Consider the following 21,772-nt stretch of genomic DNA (forward strand, 5'->3'; position numbering starts at 1 on the left):
TGAAATGATCTAACAACCACTCATCCTTGACCAAGCCCATACAAGTATTCCAGAGACATCGAGTTCAGCACAACCGCCGCGGCGTACTGGATGCCCCGCTTTCGCGGGCGATGACAGCGCAGATGTGATGCGCGCATGCCACGATTCGGTGATCGCGAAGAGAGCTGCCGGAGCGGCAACGCCCGCCCCGCTACTTCAACTTCACGCGATAGGTTTCGTGGCAGTCGGTGCAGCGATCATTCATGCTGGTGTAAGCGGCCTTCAGGCTCGCGAGGTCCTTGACCTTGCCCTTGACGTCCGCGATCGCCTTCTGCACCGGCGGAATCTTGGAGTCGAAATCAGCCTTGTTTTGCCAGACTTTTGGCGACGCGCCGTAGGTCGCGTTCACGACGTCCTGCTTGGGATTGACCTCGAAGGTCTTGGCTATCTTGGCGACATCGGTCTCGAGGTTGGCAATCGCCTCGTCGACGGCCTTCTGGTTGTAGGGGATCTCGCCTTTGGTCATCTTCAGGATGACGCCATACATGCTCTTGGCCTGCGAGCGCATCAGATTGTCCTGCTGAACGGCAATCTCCTGCTGCGCCATCACGGCGCCCGCACCCAGCAACAAAGTGCCCACGACAATAATCGTCCGTTTCATCTGGTATTTCTCCGGGCTCGCAGACGTTTCAAGAGCATGATCCGGGAAAAGTGTGACGCGGTTTTCCGAAAAAGATCATGCTCAAACACTCAGAACCACCCTCCGCATTGCGGGAGGCACGGCCCATCCCTGAATAGAACCCCGCCGCGGGGTTTTATTCCCGCGTGCGGAGATCACACATTATAGGCTGTGACGGCGATGGTGCTCGGTGATCGCGATCCACACCCGCTCCGGCGTTGCCGGCATGTCGATGTGGTCGATCTTGTATTCGCGCCAGAGGCCATCGACGATGGCATTGACGACCGCTGGGCACGAGCCGATCGCACCGGCTTCGCCCGCACCCTTCACCCCCAGCGGATTGGTCTTGCAGGGCACGTTGTGGGTCTCGAACACGAAGGCCGGACCATCCGCCGCGCGCGGCAGCGCGTAGTCCATGTAGGTGCCGGTGACGAGCTGGCCGTCACCCGCGCCATAGACCACCTGCTCCATCAGCGCCTGGCCGATGCCCTGCATGGCGCCGCCATGCACCTGGCCGGCGAGCAGCAGCGGATTGAGCGTCTTGCCAAAATCGTCGACGATCACGTAGTTGACGATCTTGATCACGCCGGTGGCCGGGTCGATCTCGACCTCCGCCAGATGCGTGCCGTTCGGATAAGTGCCGTCGGCGCTGGCAAAGGTCGCGCTGCCGTTCATCTTCGATGGGTCGGCGCCGGGGCGCTTGGCGAGATCGGCAAAGGAGATCGAGCGGTCGGTACCGGCGATACGGATTGCGCCGCCCGAGATCTCGAGGTCGCCGGCGCTTGCCTCCAGCGCCTGCGCCGCAATCTCCTTCAGCTTGTTGCCGAGCTCACCCGTGGCACGTTCCACGCAGACGCCGCCTGTCGGGATCGAGGCCGAGCCGCCGGTGCCGAGGCCGGTCGCGATCTCGTCGGTGTCACCCTGGCGGATATGCACGCGCTCCGGCGGCAGGCCGAACTGCTCGGCAACGATCTGGGCGTAAGCCGTCTGGTGCCCCTGCCCGCTCGACTGCGTGCCGATCAGGACGGTGACGTCGCCGTTGGGGTCGAGCCTGACATTGGCGGTCTCCTCCCCCATCACGCCGCAGATCTCGACGTAGCTCGCCAAGCCAATGCCGCGGACCAGGCCCTGCTTCTTGGCCGCCTTGGCGCGCTTTGGAAACTCCTTCCACTCCGCGATCTCCATCGCGCGCTTCAGATGCGCGGCGAAGTCGCCGGAATCGTAGATCTTGCCCGTCGCGGTCTTGTAGGGCAGCGCCTTCGGCTGGATGAAGTTCTTGCGGCGGATGGCGTCCGGCGTCATGTCGAGTTTTCGCGCGCACGCGTCCACAAGGCGCTCGATGACGTAAGCGGCCTCGGGACGGCCCGCGCCGCGATAGGCATCGACCGGCACACTGTGGGTGAACACCGTGCGCACCCGGCAGTGGAAGGCCTGGATGTCGTAGAGACCCGGCAGCATGCCGGCGCCACCATGCGGGATATAGGGCCCGAAGGTCGACAGATAGGCGCCCATGTCGCCCATCAGGTCGCAATCCATGGCGAGGAATTTGCCGTCCTCGGCCAGCGCCATCTTGGCGGTGGTGACGTTGTCACGGCCCTGCGCGTCGCCCATGAAATGCTCGGAGCGGTCGGCCGCCCATTTCACGGCCTTCTTCAGCTTTCGCGCCGCGACCGCCATCAACGCGTATTCGCGGTACGGAAACAGCTTCGTGCCGAAGCCGCCGCCCACATCCGGGCAGATCACCCGCATCTTGTCAGTCGGGATGTTGAGCACGTTCTGGCAGAGGATGTCGCGCAGGCGGTGGCTCCCCTGGCTGCCGACCGTCAGCGTCAGATGGTCGCGCTTGGCGTCGTATTCGCAGACCGCGGCACGCGTCTCCATGAAGCTCGCGACCACGCGCGGATTGACGATGGAGATTTCGGCGACCGCATGCGCTTTCGCAAAGGCAGCTTCGGTTGCGGCCTTGTCGCCGATGGAGACGTCGAACAAGACGTTGCCGGGCTTGTCCGGCCAGACCTGCGGTGCGCCCTGCTTCACGGCGTTGACGACGCCCGTCACCGCCGGCAGCGGCGCCCACTTGACCTCAATCGCCTCGATCGCGTCGCGGGCCTGGTCGATGGTCTCGGCCACCACGAAGGCGATGGAATCGCCGACATGGCGCACCTCGTCCATGGCGAGGATCGGGTAAGGCGGGCCGGTGAACGGATCGGTCTCGAGGTTGAACAGGCACGGCAGATTCCCGAGATCCCCGACGTCGTCGGCGGTCAGGATCAACGCGACGCCGGGCAGCGTGCGGGCGCGACTCACATCGATGGTGTATTTGGCATGCGCGTGCGGAGAGCGCAGCATCAGGCAGCGCAAGGCCGCGTGCGGCGCATAGTCGTCGGTGTAGCGGCCCTTGCCGCGGATCAGTACGTCATCCTCCTTGCGCAGCACGCTTTGGCCAACGCCGAACTTGATGGGAGCAGCCATGTTCTCTCCATGCCCTCATGGTTGTTTTGCCGCATATTGCAGCGGAACGGCGGGCAGCGCAAACGGCTTTACCATGCATGATGGCCGCAGGCCGGGTAAAGCGCCGCGCCCCCGCGCGGATGGCGGGGGCAGGACGGTTGATCTGTCACATCCCACCACGGCTCCATAGATGCCTCGTGCTATCTCTAAGCGTATCGATAGCCCGTTCAGGTGTGAGGTAGTCGATCTCGCCGCGCGTCAAGCCGATATCCATCAGCTCCCTGTCACTCAGGTCCTGCAAGCTGGCTCGCAAGCTCTGGCGCTGGCGCTGTTCCTGAAACGCACGCCAATATCGCTTGAGCAGGCTTAAGACGCTCCCTGTCGCTGCGGCCGCTCCAGCAGCGTCCTTTTCCGACAAAGTGTCGTCCAGCGTTGCAATGGAGAGGTCGAGGCGGAGCGCCGCGGCATCGCGCTCGGTCTCGGATGTAACGTTCGTCTGTTGGGGTGGCATCGAATGCTCCTGCTGTTGTGCCGGCAGGGAGCGTGGCCAAACAAAAGGCCCCGTCCGATGCCGGCGGGGCCTGGTGAAAAGATGTCGTCGTCGAATTCCTAGCGCGCGACTCCTTCCACGGCCCAGCCGAAGCGGGTCATGTCCTTGAAGTTGACGTTGCGCACTACTTTGTTCATGAGGCGCCAATACCACGGCAATCGCGCAAAATCAAGGGATGTGCGGAGCTCCGTTGCATCCTAGAGGCGAGAACCTCGCACCGGCGCATTCGTCCCCCGTAAAACGGACACAACGAATCTATTGGAGTTCGCCTAGCCGCGCACCAGCGAGACCAGCCAGCGGCGGCCAAACAGCACGAGGATCGCGAGGGCGTAGACGATCGTGCCCCCGACGGCCAACAGGACCAGCGTCAGTTCGTCGTGGAAGCGCATCGGGGCAAGATAGGCACCGCTGAAGCGCGCGATCAGCCAGAAGGCGGCTGCCAGGATTAATCCGGTCAGCAGGAATTTGACGAGCGACAACAGCCAGGCGCGGTCCAGCAGGAGAAAGCCTCGCCGCACCGCGAAGAAGAGCACCAGCAGCAGATTGGTCCAGACGCCAACGGCTGTTGCCAGCGCCAGGCCGATCTGGGCGAGCGATCCCATCAAGGCGACCTTCAGGGCGACGTTGACCGCGATGCCGGTCAGCGATGCCCGAACCGGCGTCGCCGTATCCTTGCGCGCGTAGAAGGTCGCGACCGCGCTGCGGATCAGCACGAAGGGAATCAGGCCGATCGCATAGGCCGCGAGCGTCGCGCCCGCGGCTGCCGCATCGGCCTTGGAGAAGGCACCACGGGCGAACAGCGCGCGCATGATCGCCTCGGGCACGGTGATGAAGGCCGCGACGAAGGGCACCGAGAACAGCAGCGTGAAGTCGAACGCGCGGCGCTGCGCCTTCATCGCGCCGTCATGGTCATTGGCCGTGATCCGCCGTGACATCTCCGGCAGCAGCACTGTGCCGATGGCGATGCCGATGACGCCGATCGGTAGCTGGTTGAGGCGATCGGCATAGTAGAGCGCCGACAGCGCGCCTGCGGGCAGGAAGGTCGCGATGATGGTGTCGGCGAACAGTGCGACCTGCGTGCCCATCGAGCCCAGCGTCGCCGGGCCCAGCGCCTTGAAGAAGCTGCGGACATCCTCATCGAGCCTCAGCGGCGCAAAGCGCGGCAGGCCGCCATGGCGCGCGAGATCACCCGCGAGCAGGAAATACTGAAGGAAGCCCGAAATCAGGACGCCCCAGGCGGCAGCGTGCCCCGCGCTGGGAAACCAGGCGGCCAGCGCCAGCGTCATCATCATCGAGACGTTGAGGAAGATCGACGCAGCCGCGGCGCTTGCAAAACGCTGCATCACGTTGAGCATGCCGCCGTAGAGCGTCACCAGCGTGATCAAAAGCAGATAGGGGAAAGTGATCCGGGTCAGCTCGATCGCGAGCTTGCGCTGCTCGGCGTCCTCACTAAAGCCTGGCGCCAGGATGCTCATTGCCTGCGGCATGAACAGCCAGGCGACAATCAGCAGCACGAGCTGGGATGCGAGCAGCAGCGTGAAGATGCGGTCGGCGAACAGTCTTGCGGCCGCCTCGCCCTTCTCGCCATGGACATGGGCATAGGCCGGCACCCAGGCGGCGTTGAAGGCGCCTTCGGCAAAGATCGCGCGGAAATGATTGGGCAGCCGCAGCGCCACGAAGAAGGCGTCGGCAACGGGGCCGGCGCCCAGGATCGCCGCGAGCATGATGTCGCGGGCAAACCCCGTCAGCCGCGAGAGCAGCGTATAGCCACCAACCGTGAAGATGCGTCCAAGCATGCAGCTCTTCTAGAGGCTAATCGGTCAACCGATAAGGCTCTACAGCATGGCGAGATTAGGTCCAGGTGCAAACCGCGACGAAGGTGCGCCCCCTCCCCCGCTTGCGGGGGAGGGTTGGGGAGAGGGTGTTTCCACAAGAAACGCTCTCCGTGTGGAGAGAGCCCTCAGTCGGATTGCTTCGCAATCCGACCTCTCCCGCAAGCGGGAGAGGTACCCCCAAGGTGGCACCACAAAATCAGGACAATCAGGTTGAAATCGCGCCGCGCACGGCGGCGATGATTCGCTCCTGGGCCGCTTCGTCGAGATAGGCGTGCATCGGCAGGCTGATGACGTCCTCCGACAGGCTCTCGCAGGCCGGCAGGCCGCCGTCGGCGACCGGATAGTGCCTGTAGGCGGTCTGCTGATGCATGGACTTCGCATAGTAGATCGCGGTCGGCACGCCCTGGGCCTTCAGTGCGGCGGCAAAGCCGTCGCGGTCGGTGCCCTTAGGCAGGCGGATGGTGTACTGCGCCCAGACCGAGGTGCACCCGGGCGCAAGTCGCGGAACGGTGACGACGTTGGACAGGCCACGGGCATAGCGTTCGGCCACCTTGTTGCGCGCCGCGATCTCGTCGTCGAAAATCTTGAGCTTCTCGATCAGGATTGCGGCCTGCATGGTGTCGAGCCGGCCGGTCAGGCCGAGGCGCACGTTATCGTACTTGTCCGCGCCCTGGCCGTGGACGCGGATGCTGCGCAGCGTGTGCGCGAGCTCGTCATCATCGGTGAAGATGGCGCCGCCGTCGCCGAAACAGCCGAGCGGCTTGGCCGGGAAGAAGCTGGTCGTGGTTGCCAGCGCCAGCGTGCCGAGCTTGCGGTCCTTGTAGCTCGCGCCAAAACTTTGCGCGGCGTCGTCGATCACGAACAGGCCCTCGGCCTCCGCAATCGCGGCAATGGCGTCGTGATCGGCGGGCTGTCCGAACAGATCGACCGGAATGATCGCGACAGGCCTCAAGCCGGCCTTCCGGGCGGTCGCAATGCCGCGCTTCAGGGACTCGGCACTCATGTTGAAGGTCGCCTCATCCACATCGACGTAGACCGGCGTAGCACCGGTCCGCGCCGCCGGCGAAGCGGTTGCAATGAAGGTGAACGACGGACACAGCACGGCATCGCCGGGCCCGACGTTCTTCGCCATCAGCACCATCAGCAGCGCATCGGTGCCGCTGGCGCAGCCCACCACATGCTTGGCGCCGCAATAGGCCGCGAGCTGCTTCTCGAGCTCGGTGACCTCCGGTCCGTTGACGAACTGGCAATGGTCGAGGACGCGCGTGACGGCGGCATCGAGCGAAGCGCCGAGCCGGCGGCGCTGCGCGCCGACATCGATGAAGGGAATGGGATCGGAACGCAGATGCTGGTTCATGGCGCCTTGCGGGTTGTCTGGCAGATTCTGGGTGGTCGACATCGAGACGGATCAGCCGGCGACGCGGCGCGGCCCCTTGCGGGCCGCGGATGCCGCCGCGGGACGGCTCGGCGCCTCCAGGCAGCGCGTCGCGATCTCGAGGCTCGCAACGCCCTCATCGCCGGTCACCGCCGGCGTCTCGCCATGGCGCACCGCGTTGAGGAACGAGATCAGCTCGGCACGCAGCGGCTCGTCATGGCCGACCGGCAGATGCCGCATCGAATAGGCGCCGTCCGGCTTGAAGCCGAAGCATTCGGTGACCTGGCGCGTCAACAGATCGCCCATGACGTATTTGCCGCGCGTCGCGACCGTGACGCTGCGCGCCTTGAACGGCGTCAACCAGTTGGTGTTGATGTGGGCAAGCACACCCGACGCGGTGCGGAACTGCAACAGCGCGATGTCCTCGCGCTCGGCGACAGCGCTCGACAATTGCGGCTGCACCTCGACGATATCGGACTCGGTGAACCAGCGGATCAGGTCGATGTCATGCACGGCGAGGTCGATCACCACGCCGACATTCGACATGCGCGGCGGGAACGGACCGACGCGCGTGATCGCGATCGACAGGATGTCCTCGCCCGCGATCGCCTGCTTGACCGCAGCGACCGCCGGATTGAAGCGCTCGACATGGCCGACCATCAGCGTCACGCCAGCCTCGCGCGCAGCAGTGACGATCTCGCGCCCCTCTTCCACGGAAGACGCGATCGGCTTCTCGACCAGCAGGTGGACCTTCCTGGCGATGCAGGCGAGCGAGATCTCGTGGTGCAGATGGGTCGGCGCCGCAATCGTGACGGCATCGACGCCTTCGGAGACGAGCTGATCGAGCGTCTCGAAGCACTGGCAATTGGCAAGCTCGGTCGCACGCACGCGGTGCGCCGGCGAGGGATCGACCACACCGACCAGGCTGACGCCGGGAAGCCCCGCGAGCACGCGCGCGTGGTTGCTGCCCATCACGCCCGCGCCGATGACACCGACGCGCAAGCCGGCCTTGGCCGGTGCAGATCCTTTGGAACTCATCTGATCGAACCCCGATTCAACCCAAATCCCCGGCGCCACTCCTAGCACGGCGCCACATTTGTGGCGAATGCCGAGATAGTAGACCGGACACGATTTGATTCAAAAAATTACACGTTCCCCGGGCCTTAGGCCACGATCGGAGGCCGGCCTTGAGCCCGGATCACGCGATTCGGAGTTGCTGGTTACGACCTTTGATAGTCGTCTTCAATCCGGATGATATCGTCTTCCCCGAGATAGCTGCCGGTCTGGACCTCGATCAGCTCCAGCATGATTTTACCGGGGTTCTCCATCCGGTGCACCGCGCCCATCGGGATGTAGATCGACTCGTTCTCGTGCACCGTCTTGACGGTCTCGTTCACGGTGACCCGGGCCGCGCCGCGGACCACGATCCAGTGCTCGGCGCGATGATGATGCTTCTGGAGCGACAGCCGCCCGCCCGGCTTCACCACGATGCGCTTGACCTGGTGACGTTCGCCATTGTCGACCGACTGATAGCTGCCCCAGGGGCGATGCACCTTGAGATGCTCCTCAGTGACCTTCGGGGCTACCGTCTTCAGCTTGGTCACGAGGCGCTTGAGGCCGTTGGCATCCTTCTGGCGCGAGACCAGCACGGCATCGGCGGTCGCCACCACGACGAGATCGTCGACACCTTCGAGCGCGACCAGCGCAGAGTCGGTCGTGACGTTGCAATTGCGCGAATCCTCGAACACGGCAGTGCCGTGCGCGGAATTGCCTTGCGCATCCTTCTCCGAGAGCTCCCATACCGCAAGCCAGGAGCCGACATCGGACCAGCCACACGATACCGGGACGACGGCGGCACGCGTAGTCTTTTCCATCACCGCATAGTCGATCGAGATCGCCTTGGCGGAACCAAACGCCTTCGGCTCGAGCGTCACGAAGCCGAGATCGCGACCAGAATTGGCGACGGCCTCGGAGACCGCCTGCACGCTCGTCGCATCGACCTTGCGATATTCGTCAAGCAGCACGGCGGCCGGGAACATGAAGTTGCCGCTGTTCCAGAGATAGCCCGAATTGACGTAGTCGGCCGCCTTCGCCGCGTCCGGCTTCTCGACGAATTTCGTGACCGCGCGCACCTCGCCCGCGATCGCGTCACCGGGGTTGATGTAGCCATATTCGGTCGCCGGCCGTTCCGGTTTGACGCCGAAGGTGACGATGTGCCCTTCGCCCGTGGCAACGAGCCCTTGCCGGCACGCCGCGACGAACGCGGCGTTGTCGCGCACGACATGATCGGCGGCGAGCGCTAGCACGATCGCCGCGTTGTCGCGGCCCTGCGCAAAGGCAGCGCCGGCCGCAATCGCAGGTCCCGAGTCGCGCCGCATCGGCTCCAGCAGTACATCGGCCTCGACGCCAATCTCGACGAGCTGCTCCAGCACCATGAAGCGATAGGCCGCATTGGTGATGACGATCGGGCGATCGAACAGCGCGCCATCGGAGACGCGCAAGAGCGTGTCCTGGAACGTCGAGCGCGTGCCGAACAGTGGCAAAAACTGTTTGGGCCGCACCTCGCGCGAAGCCGGCCACAGCCGCGTGCCCGCGCCGCCGCACATGATTAGTGGAATAATGCGTTTGTCCATCATCATCTCAAACCTTGTAGTAGTCGCGATACCAGCCCACGAAATTCCGGACACCGATCTCGATCGGAGTTGATGGTGCGAACCCCGTGTCGCGCATCAGATCCCCGACATCGGCGAAAGTCTCCAGTACGTCTCCCGGCTGCATCGGCAACAGATCCTTGACAGCCGTCCGGCCCAGCTCCCTTTCCAGCAGTCCGACGACGTGCATCAGCTCTTCCGGATGGTGGTTACCGACATTGTATAGCCGAGACGGCGCATTTGCGGCGGCCGGGTTATCCACCGGCACACGATCAATTAGTTTGGATACTACACGCGTGACGTCGTCAACATAGGTGAAGTCGCGCCGCATCCTGCCATGGTTAAAGAGCCGGATCGGCCTGCCCTCCATGATGGCGTTTACAAACAGAAACATGGCCATGTCGGGCCGGCCCCAGGGGCCGTAAATGGTGAAGAAGCGCAAGCCCGTGACCGCCAGCCGGTACAGATGGCTGTAGGACTGCGCCATCACCTCATTGGCCTTCTTGGTCGCGGCGTAGAAGCTTACGGCATGGTCTGTTCCGTCCTCGACGGCAAATGGCAGTTTTGTGTTGGCGCCGTAAACAGAGGATGACGAAGCATAGACGAGATGACGACAGCCATTGTGCCGGCAGCCCTCGAGCACGTTGAGAAAGCCCTGAAGATTGGACTCGACGTAGGTCTGCGGATGATCGATTGAGTAACGCACGCCGGCCTGAGCGGCCAGATGCACGACGGTCGCGAACCGGTGCCGCGCAAATAGGTTCGCAATCGTGTCGCGATCGGCGAGATCGGCCTGGACGAAGGAAAGGCCGCCATGCCGCTGCAACACCTCCAGCCGCGCCCGCTTCAAGGCCGGATCGTAATAGCTGTTGAGATTATCGAGCCCGACGACCGGCCGGCCTTCGGCCAGAAGCTGCCGGGCGACGTGAAATCCGATGAAGCCGGCCGCGCCCGTGACCAAAATCGCCTGATCTGCCATCATGTTCCCAAGGCGTCATATTCCAAGGCCTCTCTTTAGCCGCCACCTCAAGGGGACGGCAATAGCTGTCGCGCCCCCCTCACGACAGCTATTGCAAGATTGGCACCAAGACCATACCAAAGCGGCCGAATTCGGCGCAGGGCGTCGGGTTATGCCAACTCTGAAGAAACCCCTGTTCAAACGCGGGCGAGATGCGCCGAATCCTGCTTTCTGCGGCCAAGATCACCGTTTCCGGGGCGCTGCTCTATCTGGCGCTGCGCAAGGTGAACCCTTCCGATCTGTTGTCGCGTTTCACCGTGAGCAGCCTGTACTGGATCACGCTCGCGATCGCGGTGACGTTCCTCCAGATCTTCGTCGGTGTGCTGCGCTGGCGCGAGATCAGCGCGGAGTGCGGCGCGCCGCTCGAGCTCGAGCGCGCCATGCGCTACAACGTGATCGGAACCTTCTTCAACCAGACCCTGCCCTCGGCGATCGGCGGCGATGCCGTCCGGCTCTGGCTCGTCGCGCGCGCTGGCGCCGGCTGGCGCGCGGCGACCTATTCGATCTTCGTCGATCGCGCGATCGGCCTGATCGCGCTCGCGATCGTCATCTTCGCCAGCCTGCCCTGGAGCTATCCTCTGATTGCCGACCCGCAGGGACGCTCGGCGCTGTTGCTGCTGGACGTTGCGGCGCTCGCGGCCGGCCTCGGATTCCTGGTCTTCGGTGCCCTGAACTGGCCTTGGCTGAAGCGGTGGTGGGGCACCCACCACATTCACGCCTGCGCCGTGATTGCCAACCGCGTCATCTTCAACCGTTCGCGCGGGCCGATCGTCACCATCCTGTCGCTGCTCGTTCACGTGCTGGCCGTCATGATCGCCTGGTGCGTCGTGCAATCGATCGCGGCGCCTGTCAGCTTCGGCGAGACCTTCCTGCTCATTCCGCCGGTGATGCTGATCACCATGGTGCCGATCTCGATCGCCGGCTGGGGCGTACGCGAAGCGACCATGGGCCTTGCCTTCGGCTTTGCGGGCCTCGCCGCCAATGAGGGCGTCAACGTCTCGCTGCTGTACGGTGCGGTGTCCTTCATTGTCGGCGCGTTCGGCGGACTGGTCTGGATCTTCAGCGCGGAGAAAGCTCAGCAGGGATCGGAGCCGATCGGAGTGCCTGAGTGAGCACGCCGGCCCTTCCCGTTGCGATGACCTCGTTGCTGCTCGCGGTCGCGGTCGCGGCTCTGCTGTCGGCCGTCATCACCTGGCTGAGCCGTCCCTTGCTGCAGCGCTATGCGCTGGCGAGACCGAACGTGCGCTCCTCGCATCGCATCCCGACGCCGCAGGGAGCAGGCATTGCAGTGATCGCCGCAACGCTGTTGGTCGGACCAGCCTGGGCGGCATGCTCGGCCGTCGCGATCCCGCCGGCTCTCGTGGCTGCGACGGTGCTGATTGCACTGGTCGGTTTTGCCGACGATATCAAGTCGCTGCCGGTCCTGGCGCGGCTCGTGCTCCAGGCTGCTGCCGTTGGTGCCGTCGTGTTCACGACGCCGGACGATCTGCGGATCGTCCCGGCGCTGCCGCTTGCGCTTGAACGAGTCCTCATCATCGTCGCGGGCGTCTGGTTCGTGAACCTCGTCAATTTCATGGACGGGCTCGACCTGATGACGGTGTCAGAGGTGGTGCCCGTCACCGCAGCGCTGCTGTTGCTCGGATGGCTCGGCGATCTACCCTTGCCGGCTGCGCTCGTCGCAGCAGCCCTGTGCGGCGGCATGCTCGGGTTTGCGCCATTCAACCGTCCCGTTGCAAAGGTGTTTCTCGGCGACGTCGGCAGCCTGCCGATCGGGCTCCTGCTCGGCTGGTGCCTGCTCGAACTTGCCTGGCACCACGAGGTGACAGCGGCGCTGCTGCTGCCGGCTTACTATCTCGCCGATTCCACCGTCACGCTGTTTCGCCGCATGGCCAGGCGCGAGCCATTCTGGTCGGCGCATCGCTCGCATTTCTATCAGCGCGCCACCGACAACGGCTTTACCGTGTCCCGCGTGGTCGGCGAGGTGTTTTCGCTCAATCTTCTGCTCGCGCTGCTCGCCATTCTCATGATCCGCATCCAGTCGGCGACGTTCACCACGCTTGCACTGCTCGCGGGCGCAGTCGCGGTCAGCTTCGTGCTGCGCAGGTTCTCTCGCAGCTTAGTCCGTGGGAAGGCCTAAGGTCGTGCCCCTAGGGTGTTGCGAAGCGCCTTTTGAAGATTCACCGGTTAGTCGCGCGACTGACGTCCTCAGCACTCGGGAATTGAAGCGTCTCAGGCTTGGTATAGGTCCGCAGCAGTAGTGCTGTCTAGCGACGACGATCTTTCCCGGAGACCGTATCAAAAATTCCCTAACCCTGCGCTGCACTAACGATGATGATGAGCACCAGTTTTTCAAGCAGCAGTCGACCCGAATTCTGGAACAGCATCCTTCAGGATAGTCCTGATGGTGGCTCGATCCTCCCGCGCAATCGCCTGCTCGAGCGCCGTGATCCATTTGCGTAGCGTCTGCATCGGCGGCTCGTTGGGTCGCGCGGCCATGATGCCGGCGATGCCGATCTCGACCGTCGGCTCTTCGGTGGCGAACAAGATCTCGTTCAGACGCTCTCCAGGCCGCATCCCCGTGAACACGATCTCGATGTCATAGCCGGGCTGCAGCCCGGACAGCCGGATCATACGCTCAGCCAGATCGACGATCTTAACCGGTTGGCCCATGTTGAGCACATAGACCGAAATGTCCGAACGCTCCATGCTGAGCGCATGGGCCGCCGCCATGATGACGAGGTCGCAAGCCTCGCGGATAGTCATAAAGTAGCGAACCATATCGGGATGGGTAACCGTCACAGGTCCGCCAGACTCAATTTGCGCCTTAAATTTAGGCACGACCGACCCGTTCGACGCCAACACATTGCCGAACCTAACAGAGATCAGCCGCATCGGCAGCTTGGCCCCAACCAGAGATACTAGATCGTGGTCGAGCGCCTGGCAGTACATTTCCGCAAAGCGCTTGGTCAGGCCGAGCATCGAAACCGGTTCGATCGCCTTGTCGGTCGAGATCATGACCATGGCCTCAGCACCCGCAGCAAGAGCCGCGTCAGCGACATTGATCGAGCCGAAAATGTTGGTCTTGACCCCCTCGCTCCAGTCGCGCTCCAGAATGGGCACGTGCTTGAGCGCGGCAGCATGGAACACGATGTCCGGCTTGAACTCGGCCATCAGGCGCATGACGCGCTCCCGATCCCGAATATCGGCGATCCGTCCCTCGATGGCCGCACCGGTGGCGCGCGCGGCGAGTGTCTCCGTGATTGCGTAGAGCGCAGGCTCTGAGTGCTCGATGATTAGCAGACGCCTGGCACCGAACGCGACCACGCGTTCGCAGACCTCCGAGCCGATCGAACCGCCGCCTCCTGTAACGATGACCGCCTTGTCCCTAATCAGCGCTTCGAGCCGCGCATAGTCAATCTTCTCGCTCGGGCGCAACAGCAGGTCCTCAACCGCAACGGAGGTGAGCCGCGGAATATCTCCGCTCTCGAGCGACGGCAGACGACTAACAATCAGACCAGAGCGGCGCGCCCGCATCAGGATTGCTTCGGGATGGGCTTCAGGCTCGAACGCAGAGGGTGTCATCACCAGCCGAGCGATGGGCTTGTCGCGCTTGGCAAAATCAGCAACGATGTCTTCGATGTCGTCGATGCTGCCTAACACCGGCACGTTGCGGATGAATTGACCGCGATCCGAGCTCGACGGCGATAGCACACCGACCGGCCAAATACGCTTGATGGCACCGCTCTCGATGCCGCGCAAGAGAACCTCGGCATCCGCGGTGCGCCCGATGAGCAGCGTCGGCGACGCGTCCTCAATCCGGGCATGACGCCGCACGCGCGTATAACGGAAATAGCGATAGGAGAACCGCAATGTGCTCAGAAACGTAATTTCCAGAAACCAATAGAGAACGATCGTGACCTTGCCAAGGAAGAAGGCGCCATGGACGTTCGGGGCGACTAAGATGTAGTCGAGCACAAGCAGCACGACCGTCAAAACTGTCGCAACACGGGCAATGTTCAGCGCATCGGGCAGCGAAATGAATCGCCATTTCGTCGTCGTCAGGTTGAAGATGAAACACACGACCACGCTAAGCGCTAAGAAATAAGGCAGGATATTGAACAGCAGCGGGAGGCGGACGAAAAAGCCCTCCCCGCCCTCGAAGCGCAGATAGAAGGCGACGAACAGCGCCGCACCGGTTGCGAGGAGATCGTGGAGCGCGATCAAGAAATTGCGCGAGGTGAGATGCGAAAGACGCGTCATCCGCCGACCGATGAATATCCAGTTACTACAACCTAATCGCTGATAACCCATCTAACGGGGAGTTGCCAGCAACAAGGCAAGTTTCAAGCACGGGCTTCTCCCACCTTCGTCTCAGAACGCCGCGCTCTGATGACCATACCGCCCGCAACGCCAACACCGAGCACGTACATCCATCCCTCGTGAAAATCGAATAGATGGGAGTTGAATAGTGAAGTGAAGACATTCTGGACCACAACCAAAAGTCCAATCCAGTTGGCAAGTTGATCACCCCGAAACAAGAGGAGATGAGACAGCCATATCGCGTACAGGATGACGATTCCAATGAGCCCCCATTGCACCGCCACGTTCAGCGTCTGGTTATGCGGATTACCGATCACTTCGCTGGAGGCTTGCCCGCGATCGCCGGTCGCAGCTTGCTCAAATAGACTGCGCGTCGAACCGGTACCGTGTCCCTTGATGGGCGCTTCCGCGAAGAAGGTCAGAGACTTTCGCCAGAACTCCAACCGCTGCCCGATCGACGTCGAACTGCCCTGCTCCATATAAAGCCGATACTGGCTTGAAAACGTATCAATAGTGTTGTGAAGCTGAGATGAGGTCTGCCACGCTAGCATTGCGAGGACCAGTGAGACCAAGAGAACGACGAGAATGCTCCGCCACCTCAGGTGAAGCACCGCAAACGCCACCAGCATGATTGGTACCGTAAGTAGCGCCGTGCGAGAAACAATCACGAATGCCATGTTCACAAAGAAGCTCAGCGCGAGCGCGGTGAGCAGTCCCGCAAGCCAATATCTCTTATCCCGCAAAAAAGTCACGATCGGATAGGCGAGCGCCACCGCGCACAGCGTGAATTCCTGACTCTGGTCGATGTAATTCTTGACGAAGATGCCACGCTCGTCATTTCCGGGCTTGATCGAGAGTGCGGGATTGAAGGCGACAAGCCAGGACATCACCGACAACAGCGCGCAGGAAACCAGAAAGGCAACGAACACCCACTGTCCGCGCGCGGAGCGCTCGAAATGATAAAGCAGGACCGGGATCACGAGCAGCTTGACGGTCGGGTTCACGGCATAGAGCCGCGCACCCCAGGCCGCATCCGACCACAGCGTTCCGACCAGCGCGAGCAGGAACAGGGCGATCGGCGCCGCACAGATCGGCCGCTTTAACGATTGTAGGAAATCCCTGACATCGAGAAACGGCACCATGCAGACCAGCATGAGAGCATTGAAGATCGCAGCGAGCGACGTCGACCAGGGCAGCGAGGCCGCGGTCAGGATCGCGAACAGGTCCACGGTCTCACCCCACGCAGCGGGGCTGCGCAGTCGGCGGAGCACCATTGCACCGGTGGTTTCCCGCGCCAGCGTCGTCACGTCATCCCTCCCCGCGCCCGGTTGACGAGTGCGGTCGTGCTGAATCCCCTGAGGATGTCGACCAGCACCACCGTTCCGCCCGCGGCTTCGACGACCTCATGTCCGACCACCTGCTCGCGGGTGTAGTCACCGCCCTTCACCAGCACGCTCGGCTTGATATCGGTGATCAGATCGATCGGCGTGTCCTCTTCGAAGATGACGACGAGGTCGACGGCTTCGAGCGCGGCCAGCACCTCGGCTCGCGCGAGCTCGTTCTGCACCGGCCGGTCCTCGCCCTTCAGCCGGCGCACCGAGGCATCGCTGTTCAGGCCGACGACGAGGCGGTCGCAGGCCGCACGTGCCGCGGTCAGCACCTTGACGTGGCCGGGATGCAGGATGTCGAAGCAGCCATTGGTGAAGCCAACGCGCAGAGCCTGCTTGCGCCACTCCGCAAGCTGCTCGGCAAGCGCGGCGGGCGCGAGCACGATCTTTTCCTCGGCCGCGAGAAAGGCATGCGGCAGGATTTTTCGCCGCAGCTCGGCCGCGCTCACGCTCGCGGTGCCCTTTTTGCCGACCGCGACCGCAGCGGCGGCACTGGCCATGCGCAGCGACGTATCCCAATCGGCGCCTGTCGCGAGCGTCGCGGCAAGCGCGGCAGCGACGGTGTCGCCGGCGCCCGAGACGTCGCGCACCTTCGCCGGATAGGCCGGCACGTGGACCGCCTCGCCCTCGCGCGGCACCAGTGTCATGCCGTGCTCGCTTTGCGTCACCAGGATCGCCTCGCAATCGGCAAGCCGCATCACGTCCTGCGCGGCTTCGGTGATGCTCCCGACTGTGTCGGCGCGGCTGCGGGTCGCCTCGGCAAATTCCCTGCGGTTGGGCGTGAGCAGGGTGGCGCCGCGATAGATCGCCCAGTTGAGGCTCTTGGGATCGACGATCACGCGCTTGCCGAGTTTGCGCGCGGCGTCGATCACGTTGCGGATCACGCGCGCGGTCAGCACGCCCTTGGCGTAATCGGAGAGCAGCACGATGTCGGCGCGCGAGATCTGCGGCAGGATCGCCTCGATCAGCTTCAGCTCGATTTCGGGGGAGGCCGGCACCGCCTGCTCCCAGTCGGCGCGCAGCATGTGGGTGGAAAAATGTTCGGAGACGAAACGCACTTTCCGCGTGGTCGGGCGCGAGGGATCGCTGACCAGCACGCTTTCAATGCGGGCGATCTCCGTCAGCGCGCCCTTGAGCCGCGCCCCCGCCTCGTCCTCGCCGACCAGCGCGACGAAGATGCAGCGCGCGCCGAGGGACGCGATGTTGCGCGCCACGTTACCGGCGCCGCCGATATGGGTCTCGCTGCGCTGCGCGACGATGACGGGCGCCGGCGCCTCCGGCGAAATCCGCGAGACCTCGCCATAGACGAATTCGTCGAGCATGAGATCGCCGATGCAGAGCACCGTGCGGCCAGCGACGGCCTCCGCGAGCGTATCGAAATCGAAGATGGGCGTCTGCATGGTCCTCAACGCCTCAGCGGAAACGGTCGGGCCGGTCAAGGTAGCCCCTGACATAGGCCGTCACCGCATCTTCGAGCGCCGTGAAGCCGCCGTTATAGCCGGCGCGGCACAGGCGATCGACCTCGCTCTGGGTGAAATACTGATAACTGCCCCGGATCGTCTCGGGCATATCGATGTATTCGATGTTGGGCCTCGTGCCGAGCGCCGCGTAGGCCGCGAGCATCATGTCCTTGAAGCTGCGCGCCCTGCCGGTTCCGACATTGAACAACCCGGAGACCGAGGGCGTTGCAAGGAGCCACATGATGACCCGCACGACGTCGTCGACATAGATGAAATCACGCCGCTGATCGCCGTCGGCAATGCCCTCGCGATGCGACTTGAACAATTGCACGACGCGGCCGGTCCTGATGTCGTCGAAGCGCTTCGCCAGCACGCTCATCATCGTGCCCTTGTGGTATTCGTTCGGGCCGAACACGTTGAAGAACTTGAGCCCCGCCCATTGCGGCGGCAGCTTGTCGCCGCGCGCGACGCGCCCGGCGACAGTGAGATCGAACAGATGCTTGCTCCAGCCGTAGAGATTCATCGGCCGCAACGCCTTCAGCGCGGCGAGCGAGGCGTCATCGCCGAAGCCCTCCGCGCCGTCGCCATAGGTGGCGGCTGATGAGGCATAGATGAACGGCACGGCGTTCGCAGTGCACCAGTCCAGAAGGCGCATCGACAGACGGAAATTGGTCTCGACGACGAGATCGCCATCCGTCGCGGTTGTCTCGGAAATGGCCCCGAGGTGAATCACGGCATCGAGCTTGTGCCCGCTCAGCCAGTCGATCAGCTCCGCGGGCGGCACGATGTCGGCGAGCTGCCGCTTGGCGAGATTGCGCCATTTGCCCTCGTGGCCAAGGAGGTCGCAGACCGCCACGTCGCTGCGGCCCGCATCATTGAGCGCCGCCACGACGTTCGATCCGATAAAACCGGCCCCGCCGGTCACCAGCAACATTCAACCGTCCCTGCCCGATTTGCCAAATTCAGTGCGACGGCCCAAGGAACTGACCAAGAAACGACCCAAGAACCCGTCGCAAGCCCTGCCGTAGCGCATGATCCGCCAAAGTGTAAGCGGTTTTGGGGATCGGAACTGTCCCGCCTTGTCCTGCCTGTGCAGAGCAGCTACCGAACGGACCCTGTCGACGTCACCTGGGCCCCATTAACAAATGAACGAATATTCGCAATTTAGTGGATTTGAGGATCCGGCCGACACGCGGCCGATTCTGATCATCCCCTACATGTGGATCGGCGATTTCGTTCGGAACCATACCGTGGTGCGGGTCCTGAAGGAGCGCTGGCCGAATCGGCCGGTCGACCTCCTGACCACCCCGCTCTGCGCTCCGCTGGTCGATTACATGCCGGGCGTGCGAGAGGGAATCGCTTGGGACCTACCGCGCAGCCGGCTCGCCGTGACCAGGCAATTCGGCCTCGCAGGGCTGCTGCGCGAGCGGAACTATGGCACCGCCCTGGTGCTGCCCCGGACCTGGAAGGCGGCCATCGCGCCCGCGCTGGCCGGCATCCCCGAACGGGTCGGCTTCGTCGGCGAATTCCGATTCGGCCTGATCAACCGCTGGCGCTGGGGCGAGAAACGGCTACCCCGCTTCATCGACAAGAACGCCTCGCTCGCCCAGCCCGACGGCGCGCCGCTGCCGCCGGAATGGCCGGTGCCGCAATTGCGCGTTCCGCCCGAGGAGGTCGCACGCTGGCGCCAGACGAACGGCCTGACCGGGGTCACCGCAGTCGCATTGGGGCCGGGATCGGTCGGCGCCTCCAAGCGCTGGACTTACTATCCGGAAGCGGCCCGCCAGTTCGTGGAGAAGGGCCTGGAAGTCTGGGTGGTCGGCGGCCCCGGCGAGAAGGCCATGGCACAGGAGATCGTCGCTGCCGGTGGGCCGCGCGTGCGCGACCTGACCGGCACGGACTTGCGCAACGGCGTGCTCGCGATGGCGGCAGCCGGCGTTGCCATTTCCAACGACTCCGGACTGATGCACATCGCAGCCGCCCTGGGCACGCCGACCATGGGCATCTTCGGCCCGACCAGCCCTTACCTTTGGGCGCCGCTCAACGGCCTTGCCGCCACCGTCGTGCAGAACAAGTCGATCCTTTCCTGCCAGCCTTGCCAGAGCACGATCTGCCGGATGAACGACCACCGCTGCATGCGCGACATCGCGGCCTCCGAGGTCGTCGCCATCGCGCAGCGCGTGCTCAGCGAAAGCGGCGCACGCGCCACGACGTGACAAGCGCACTGAAGCGGGATGGTTTTTGGTTGGAATCGGAAGTGAGTCGAGGATCCAGATCACCTCTCCCGAAGGGAGAGGTCGGATCGCATCGAAAGATGCGATCCGGGTGAGGGGTTACAGTCTCACTGAGCGCCGCAGCCCTTCACCCGGATTGCTGCGCAATCCGGCCTCTCCCCGCTGGGGAGAGGTGGCCGAGCAACAGACTTCTCTGCCGACCGCCGACGGGGAAGGAAAAAACTATTGACGAGAATGGGATCGGTATCTCCGACCGCTGTCCGCTCCTGGACCAGCAGGCTCATGACCGAGCGCATCTTCATGATCTCCTGCGCCACGAAGGCGCAGCCCTCATCCCGGTTGATCTGGTCACGCATGATAGCTTCAGCCTCCAGCATACTCATGCGTAACGCCCTGATAAGTCTTCGGATTTCGTTGATGCGATTGTCCATGGCCGTCTCCACTTCAGGGATGGCAGAATAAGAACAAAACAAGAACAATGTGTCAAGGACGTCGAAAACCAACAAAGCCCGCGGCCGGTGACGCGGTGCGAGCTCGATCACTTCTGCGATGATGCCTGTTTGGCAATTTGCCCGTGGCGGCGAACGATTTCGCAAAACCCGTAGGTTGTTGCCCCAACCCTCACCGCTACTTTGCATGGGGTTGTTTTCGAGTTTTTTGTCCCGACCCCCGAAAGCGCCGGTTCAGAGCAGCGGACGATAGACGTTGCCGATCCGGGCCGCTTCGGCATCCAGGCTGAACCGTTCGAGCACCCGTGCCCGCCCGCGCGCGCCCATGGCCAGCGCGGCGGCTGGGTCGCGCATCAGCGGCTCGAGCGCGGCGACCAGCGCATCCGCATCGCCTGGCGGCATCAAGACGCCGGTAACGCCGTCCTCGACTACGAGCTCGGCCGCGCCGGCGCGTGACGCTGCAAGCGCGCTGCCCGCCGCCATCGCCTCGATCAGCGTCAGGCCAAAGCCTTCGTTGCGCGAGGTGAAGGCGTAGATCGTCAGCCGCTGATACCAGCGCTGTACCTGTTCGATCGGCAGCTCGCCGGTGATGACGATGCGCGATTGCAGGCCGGCGGCCTCGATCCGCTTTTTCAGATCATTCGCGAACTGCATCTGCTCCGGCGTGATCGCACCGACGATGACGGCGGTGAAATCCGGATGGTGCGGCAACAGGCGGCACATCGCATCGACGAAGACATCGCTGCCCTTCTGCGCACGCACGCGGCCGAAGCAGCCGATCGCGTAGCGACCCGGCAGCGCGGCTTCCGCAAACGCTGCGCCGCGATCCAAAGGCGGCGCGTAGATGTCGGTGTCGACGCCATGCGGAATCACGATCGCCTTCACCTTCAGGAACGACGCCGAGACGTCAGAGGTTGCGATGATCGCGTCCATTCGCCGGATCAGCCAGCGCGTGATCCAGCTATGATGCCGCTGCGCGGCCGAGGTGAACACCAGCTTCAAGGGCCAGCCGAGCGCGCGCAGCAGCACGCCCGCGATCATCTCGTTGTTGCGGCGCGCGTGCCAGATCAGCGGCGCGCGCCGGCGCCATAGTTTCAGGAAGTCGGCAACGCCAAGGCGCGGGATCCCCTCCGGCGCATCGGAGCCGAACCAGGCGGCGCGAAACAGCCTTGCCAGGCGCGGCGCGACCATCCGGTTGGTCGCGGTCACGCCGGAATAGCGCCTGTGCACATTTGGCACGATCAGTTCGAGATCGCCCGGGAAATTGGCCACGTCACGCTCCGTTTCGTGCGGCTCCTATACGCAACATTAAGCATAGTGACCAGTTCAGCCGCGCCGATACCCCCTCTTCACCACGCAAACGTTAGCATCACCGGATGATCG

General features: G+C 63.5%; 17 protein-coding genes. 3 read left to right on the forward strand and 14 right to left on the reverse strand.

The window, feature by feature from the left end:
• Positions 1-190 precede the first annotated feature (190 nt).
• The 8 genes from SO139_RS26140 to SO139_RS26175 form a co-directional block, all read right to left on the reverse strand.
• Positions 191-640, reverse strand: a complete 450-nt coding sequence (locus SO139_RS26140) for a c-type cytochrome (protein WP_449379111.1) — start codon at positions 638-640, stop codon at positions 191-193.
• Positions 641-820: 180 nt separating this feature from the next.
• A complete protein-coding gene (locus tag SO139_RS26145; protein WP_498540847.1) occupies positions 821-3,130 on the reverse strand; it encodes a xanthine dehydrogenase family protein molybdopterin-binding subunit in 2,310 nt (769 codons plus the stop codon).
• A gap of 145 nt (positions 3,131-3,275) precedes the next feature.
• The gene (locus SO139_RS26150) at positions 3,276-3,620 is read right to left on the reverse strand and encodes a DUF1127 domain-containing protein (RefSeq protein ID WP_498540848.1); all 345 of its coding nucleotides are present in this window, start codon (positions 3,618-3,620) and stop codon (positions 3,276-3,278) included.
• 308 nt (positions 3,621-3,928) lie between these two features.
• The gene (gene murJ, locus SO139_RS26155; RefSeq protein WP_498540849.1) at positions 3,929-5,455 is read right to left on the reverse strand and encodes a murein biosynthesis integral membrane protein MurJ; all 1,527 of its coding nucleotides are present in this window, start codon (positions 5,453-5,455) and stop codon (positions 3,929-3,931) included.
• A 244-nt stretch (positions 5,456-5,699) separates the two neighbouring features.
• Positions 5,700-6,851 (reverse strand): DegT/DnrJ/EryC1/StrS family aminotransferase, encoded by a 1,152-nt coding sequence (locus tag SO139_RS26160; RefSeq protein ID WP_449379118.1) that lies wholly within the window; start codon positions 6,849-6,851, stop codon positions 5,700-5,702.
• Between the two features lie 51 nt (positions 6,852-6,902).
• The gene (locus SO139_RS26165; protein ID WP_449379107.1) at positions 6,903-7,907 is read right to left on the reverse strand and encodes a Gfo/Idh/MocA family oxidoreductase; all 1,005 of its coding nucleotides are present in this window, start codon (positions 7,905-7,907) and stop codon (positions 6,903-6,905) included.
• Positions 7,908-8,089: 182 nt separating this feature from the next.
• Positions 8,090-9,502: a mannose-1-phosphate guanylyltransferase/mannose-6-phosphate isomerase gene (locus tag SO139_RS26170; RefSeq protein WP_498540850.1), complete on the reverse strand. Its 1,413-nt coding sequence runs from the start codon at positions 9,500-9,502 to the stop codon at positions 8,090-8,092.
• 7 nt (positions 9,503-9,509) lie between these two features.
• On the reverse strand, positions 9,510-10,499 hold the full coding sequence (locus tag SO139_RS26175; RefSeq protein ID WP_498540885.1) for an SDR family NAD(P)-dependent oxidoreductase: 990 nt from the start codon (positions 10,497-10,499) through the stop codon (positions 9,510-9,512).
• Between the two features lie 191 nt (positions 10,500-10,690).
• Here SO139_RS26175 and SO139_RS26180 point away from each other — a divergent pair, with 191 nt between their 5' ends.
• Positions 10,691-11,650: a lysylphosphatidylglycerol synthase transmembrane domain-containing protein gene (locus SO139_RS26180; protein ID WP_498540851.1), complete on the forward strand. Its 960-nt coding sequence runs from the start codon at positions 10,691-10,693 to the stop codon at positions 11,648-11,650.
• 23 nt (positions 11,651-11,673) lie between these two features.
• Positions 11,674-12,675: an MraY family glycosyltransferase gene (locus SO139_RS26185; protein WP_498540886.1), complete on the forward strand. Its 1,002-nt coding sequence runs from the start codon at positions 11,674-11,676 to the stop codon at positions 12,673-12,675.
• 212 nt (positions 12,676-12,887) lie between these two features.
• On the opposite strand, the gene SO139_RS26190 is transcribed toward SO139_RS26185, so the two are convergent.
• From SO139_RS26190 to rfaD, 4 genes are all read right to left on the reverse strand, one after another.
• Positions 12,888-14,798 (reverse strand): SDR family NAD(P)-dependent oxidoreductase, encoded by a 1,911-nt coding sequence (locus SO139_RS26190; protein WP_498540852.1) that lies wholly within the window; start codon positions 14,796-14,798, stop codon positions 12,888-12,890.
• An 83-nt stretch (positions 14,799-14,881) separates the two neighbouring features.
• Complete coding sequence (locus SO139_RS26195; protein WP_498540853.1) at positions 14,882-16,165, reverse strand: O-antigen ligase family protein; 1,284 nt, start codon at positions 16,163-16,165, stop codon at positions 14,882-14,884.
• Positions 16,162-17,634, reverse strand: coding sequence for a D-glycero-beta-D-manno-heptose-7-phosphate kinase (gene rfaE1, locus SO139_RS26200; protein ID WP_498540887.1), 1,473 nt, complete (start codon positions 17,632-17,634; stop codon positions 16,162-16,164). The genes SO139_RS26195 and rfaE1 overlap by 4 nt, the downstream gene beginning before the upstream one ends.
• 25 nt (positions 17,635-17,659) lie before the next feature.
• Positions 17,660-18,640, reverse strand: coding sequence for an ADP-glyceromanno-heptose 6-epimerase (rfaD, locus tag SO139_RS26205; protein WP_498540854.1), 981 nt, complete (start codon positions 18,638-18,640; stop codon positions 17,660-17,662).
• Positions 18,641-18,851: 211 nt separating this feature from the next.
• Here rfaD and waaF point away from each other — a divergent pair, with 211 nt between their 5' ends.
• Positions 18,852-19,922 (forward strand): lipopolysaccharide heptosyltransferase II, encoded by a 1,071-nt coding sequence (gene waaF, locus SO139_RS26210; protein WP_498540855.1) that lies wholly within the window; start codon positions 18,852-18,854, stop codon positions 19,920-19,922.
• 125 nt (positions 19,923-20,047) lie between these two features.
• Here the strand turns inward: waaF and SO139_RS26215 are convergent, their stop codons facing one another.
• Complete coding sequence (locus SO139_RS26215) at positions 20,048-20,371, reverse strand: hypothetical protein (protein WP_498540856.1); 324 nt, start codon at positions 20,369-20,371, stop codon at positions 20,048-20,050.
• A 252-nt stretch (positions 20,372-20,623) separates the two neighbouring features.
• Positions 20,624-21,661 carry a glycosyltransferase family 4 protein gene (locus SO139_RS26220; protein WP_498540857.1) on the reverse strand — a complete coding sequence of 346 codons (1,038 nt, stop codon included), beginning with the start codon at positions 21,659-21,661 and terminating at the stop codon, positions 20,624-20,626.
• Between the last annotated feature and the right edge of the window lie 111 nt (positions 21,662-21,772).

The sequence above is a fragment of the Bradyrhizobium sp. UFLA05-89 genome (assembly GCF_059803475.1).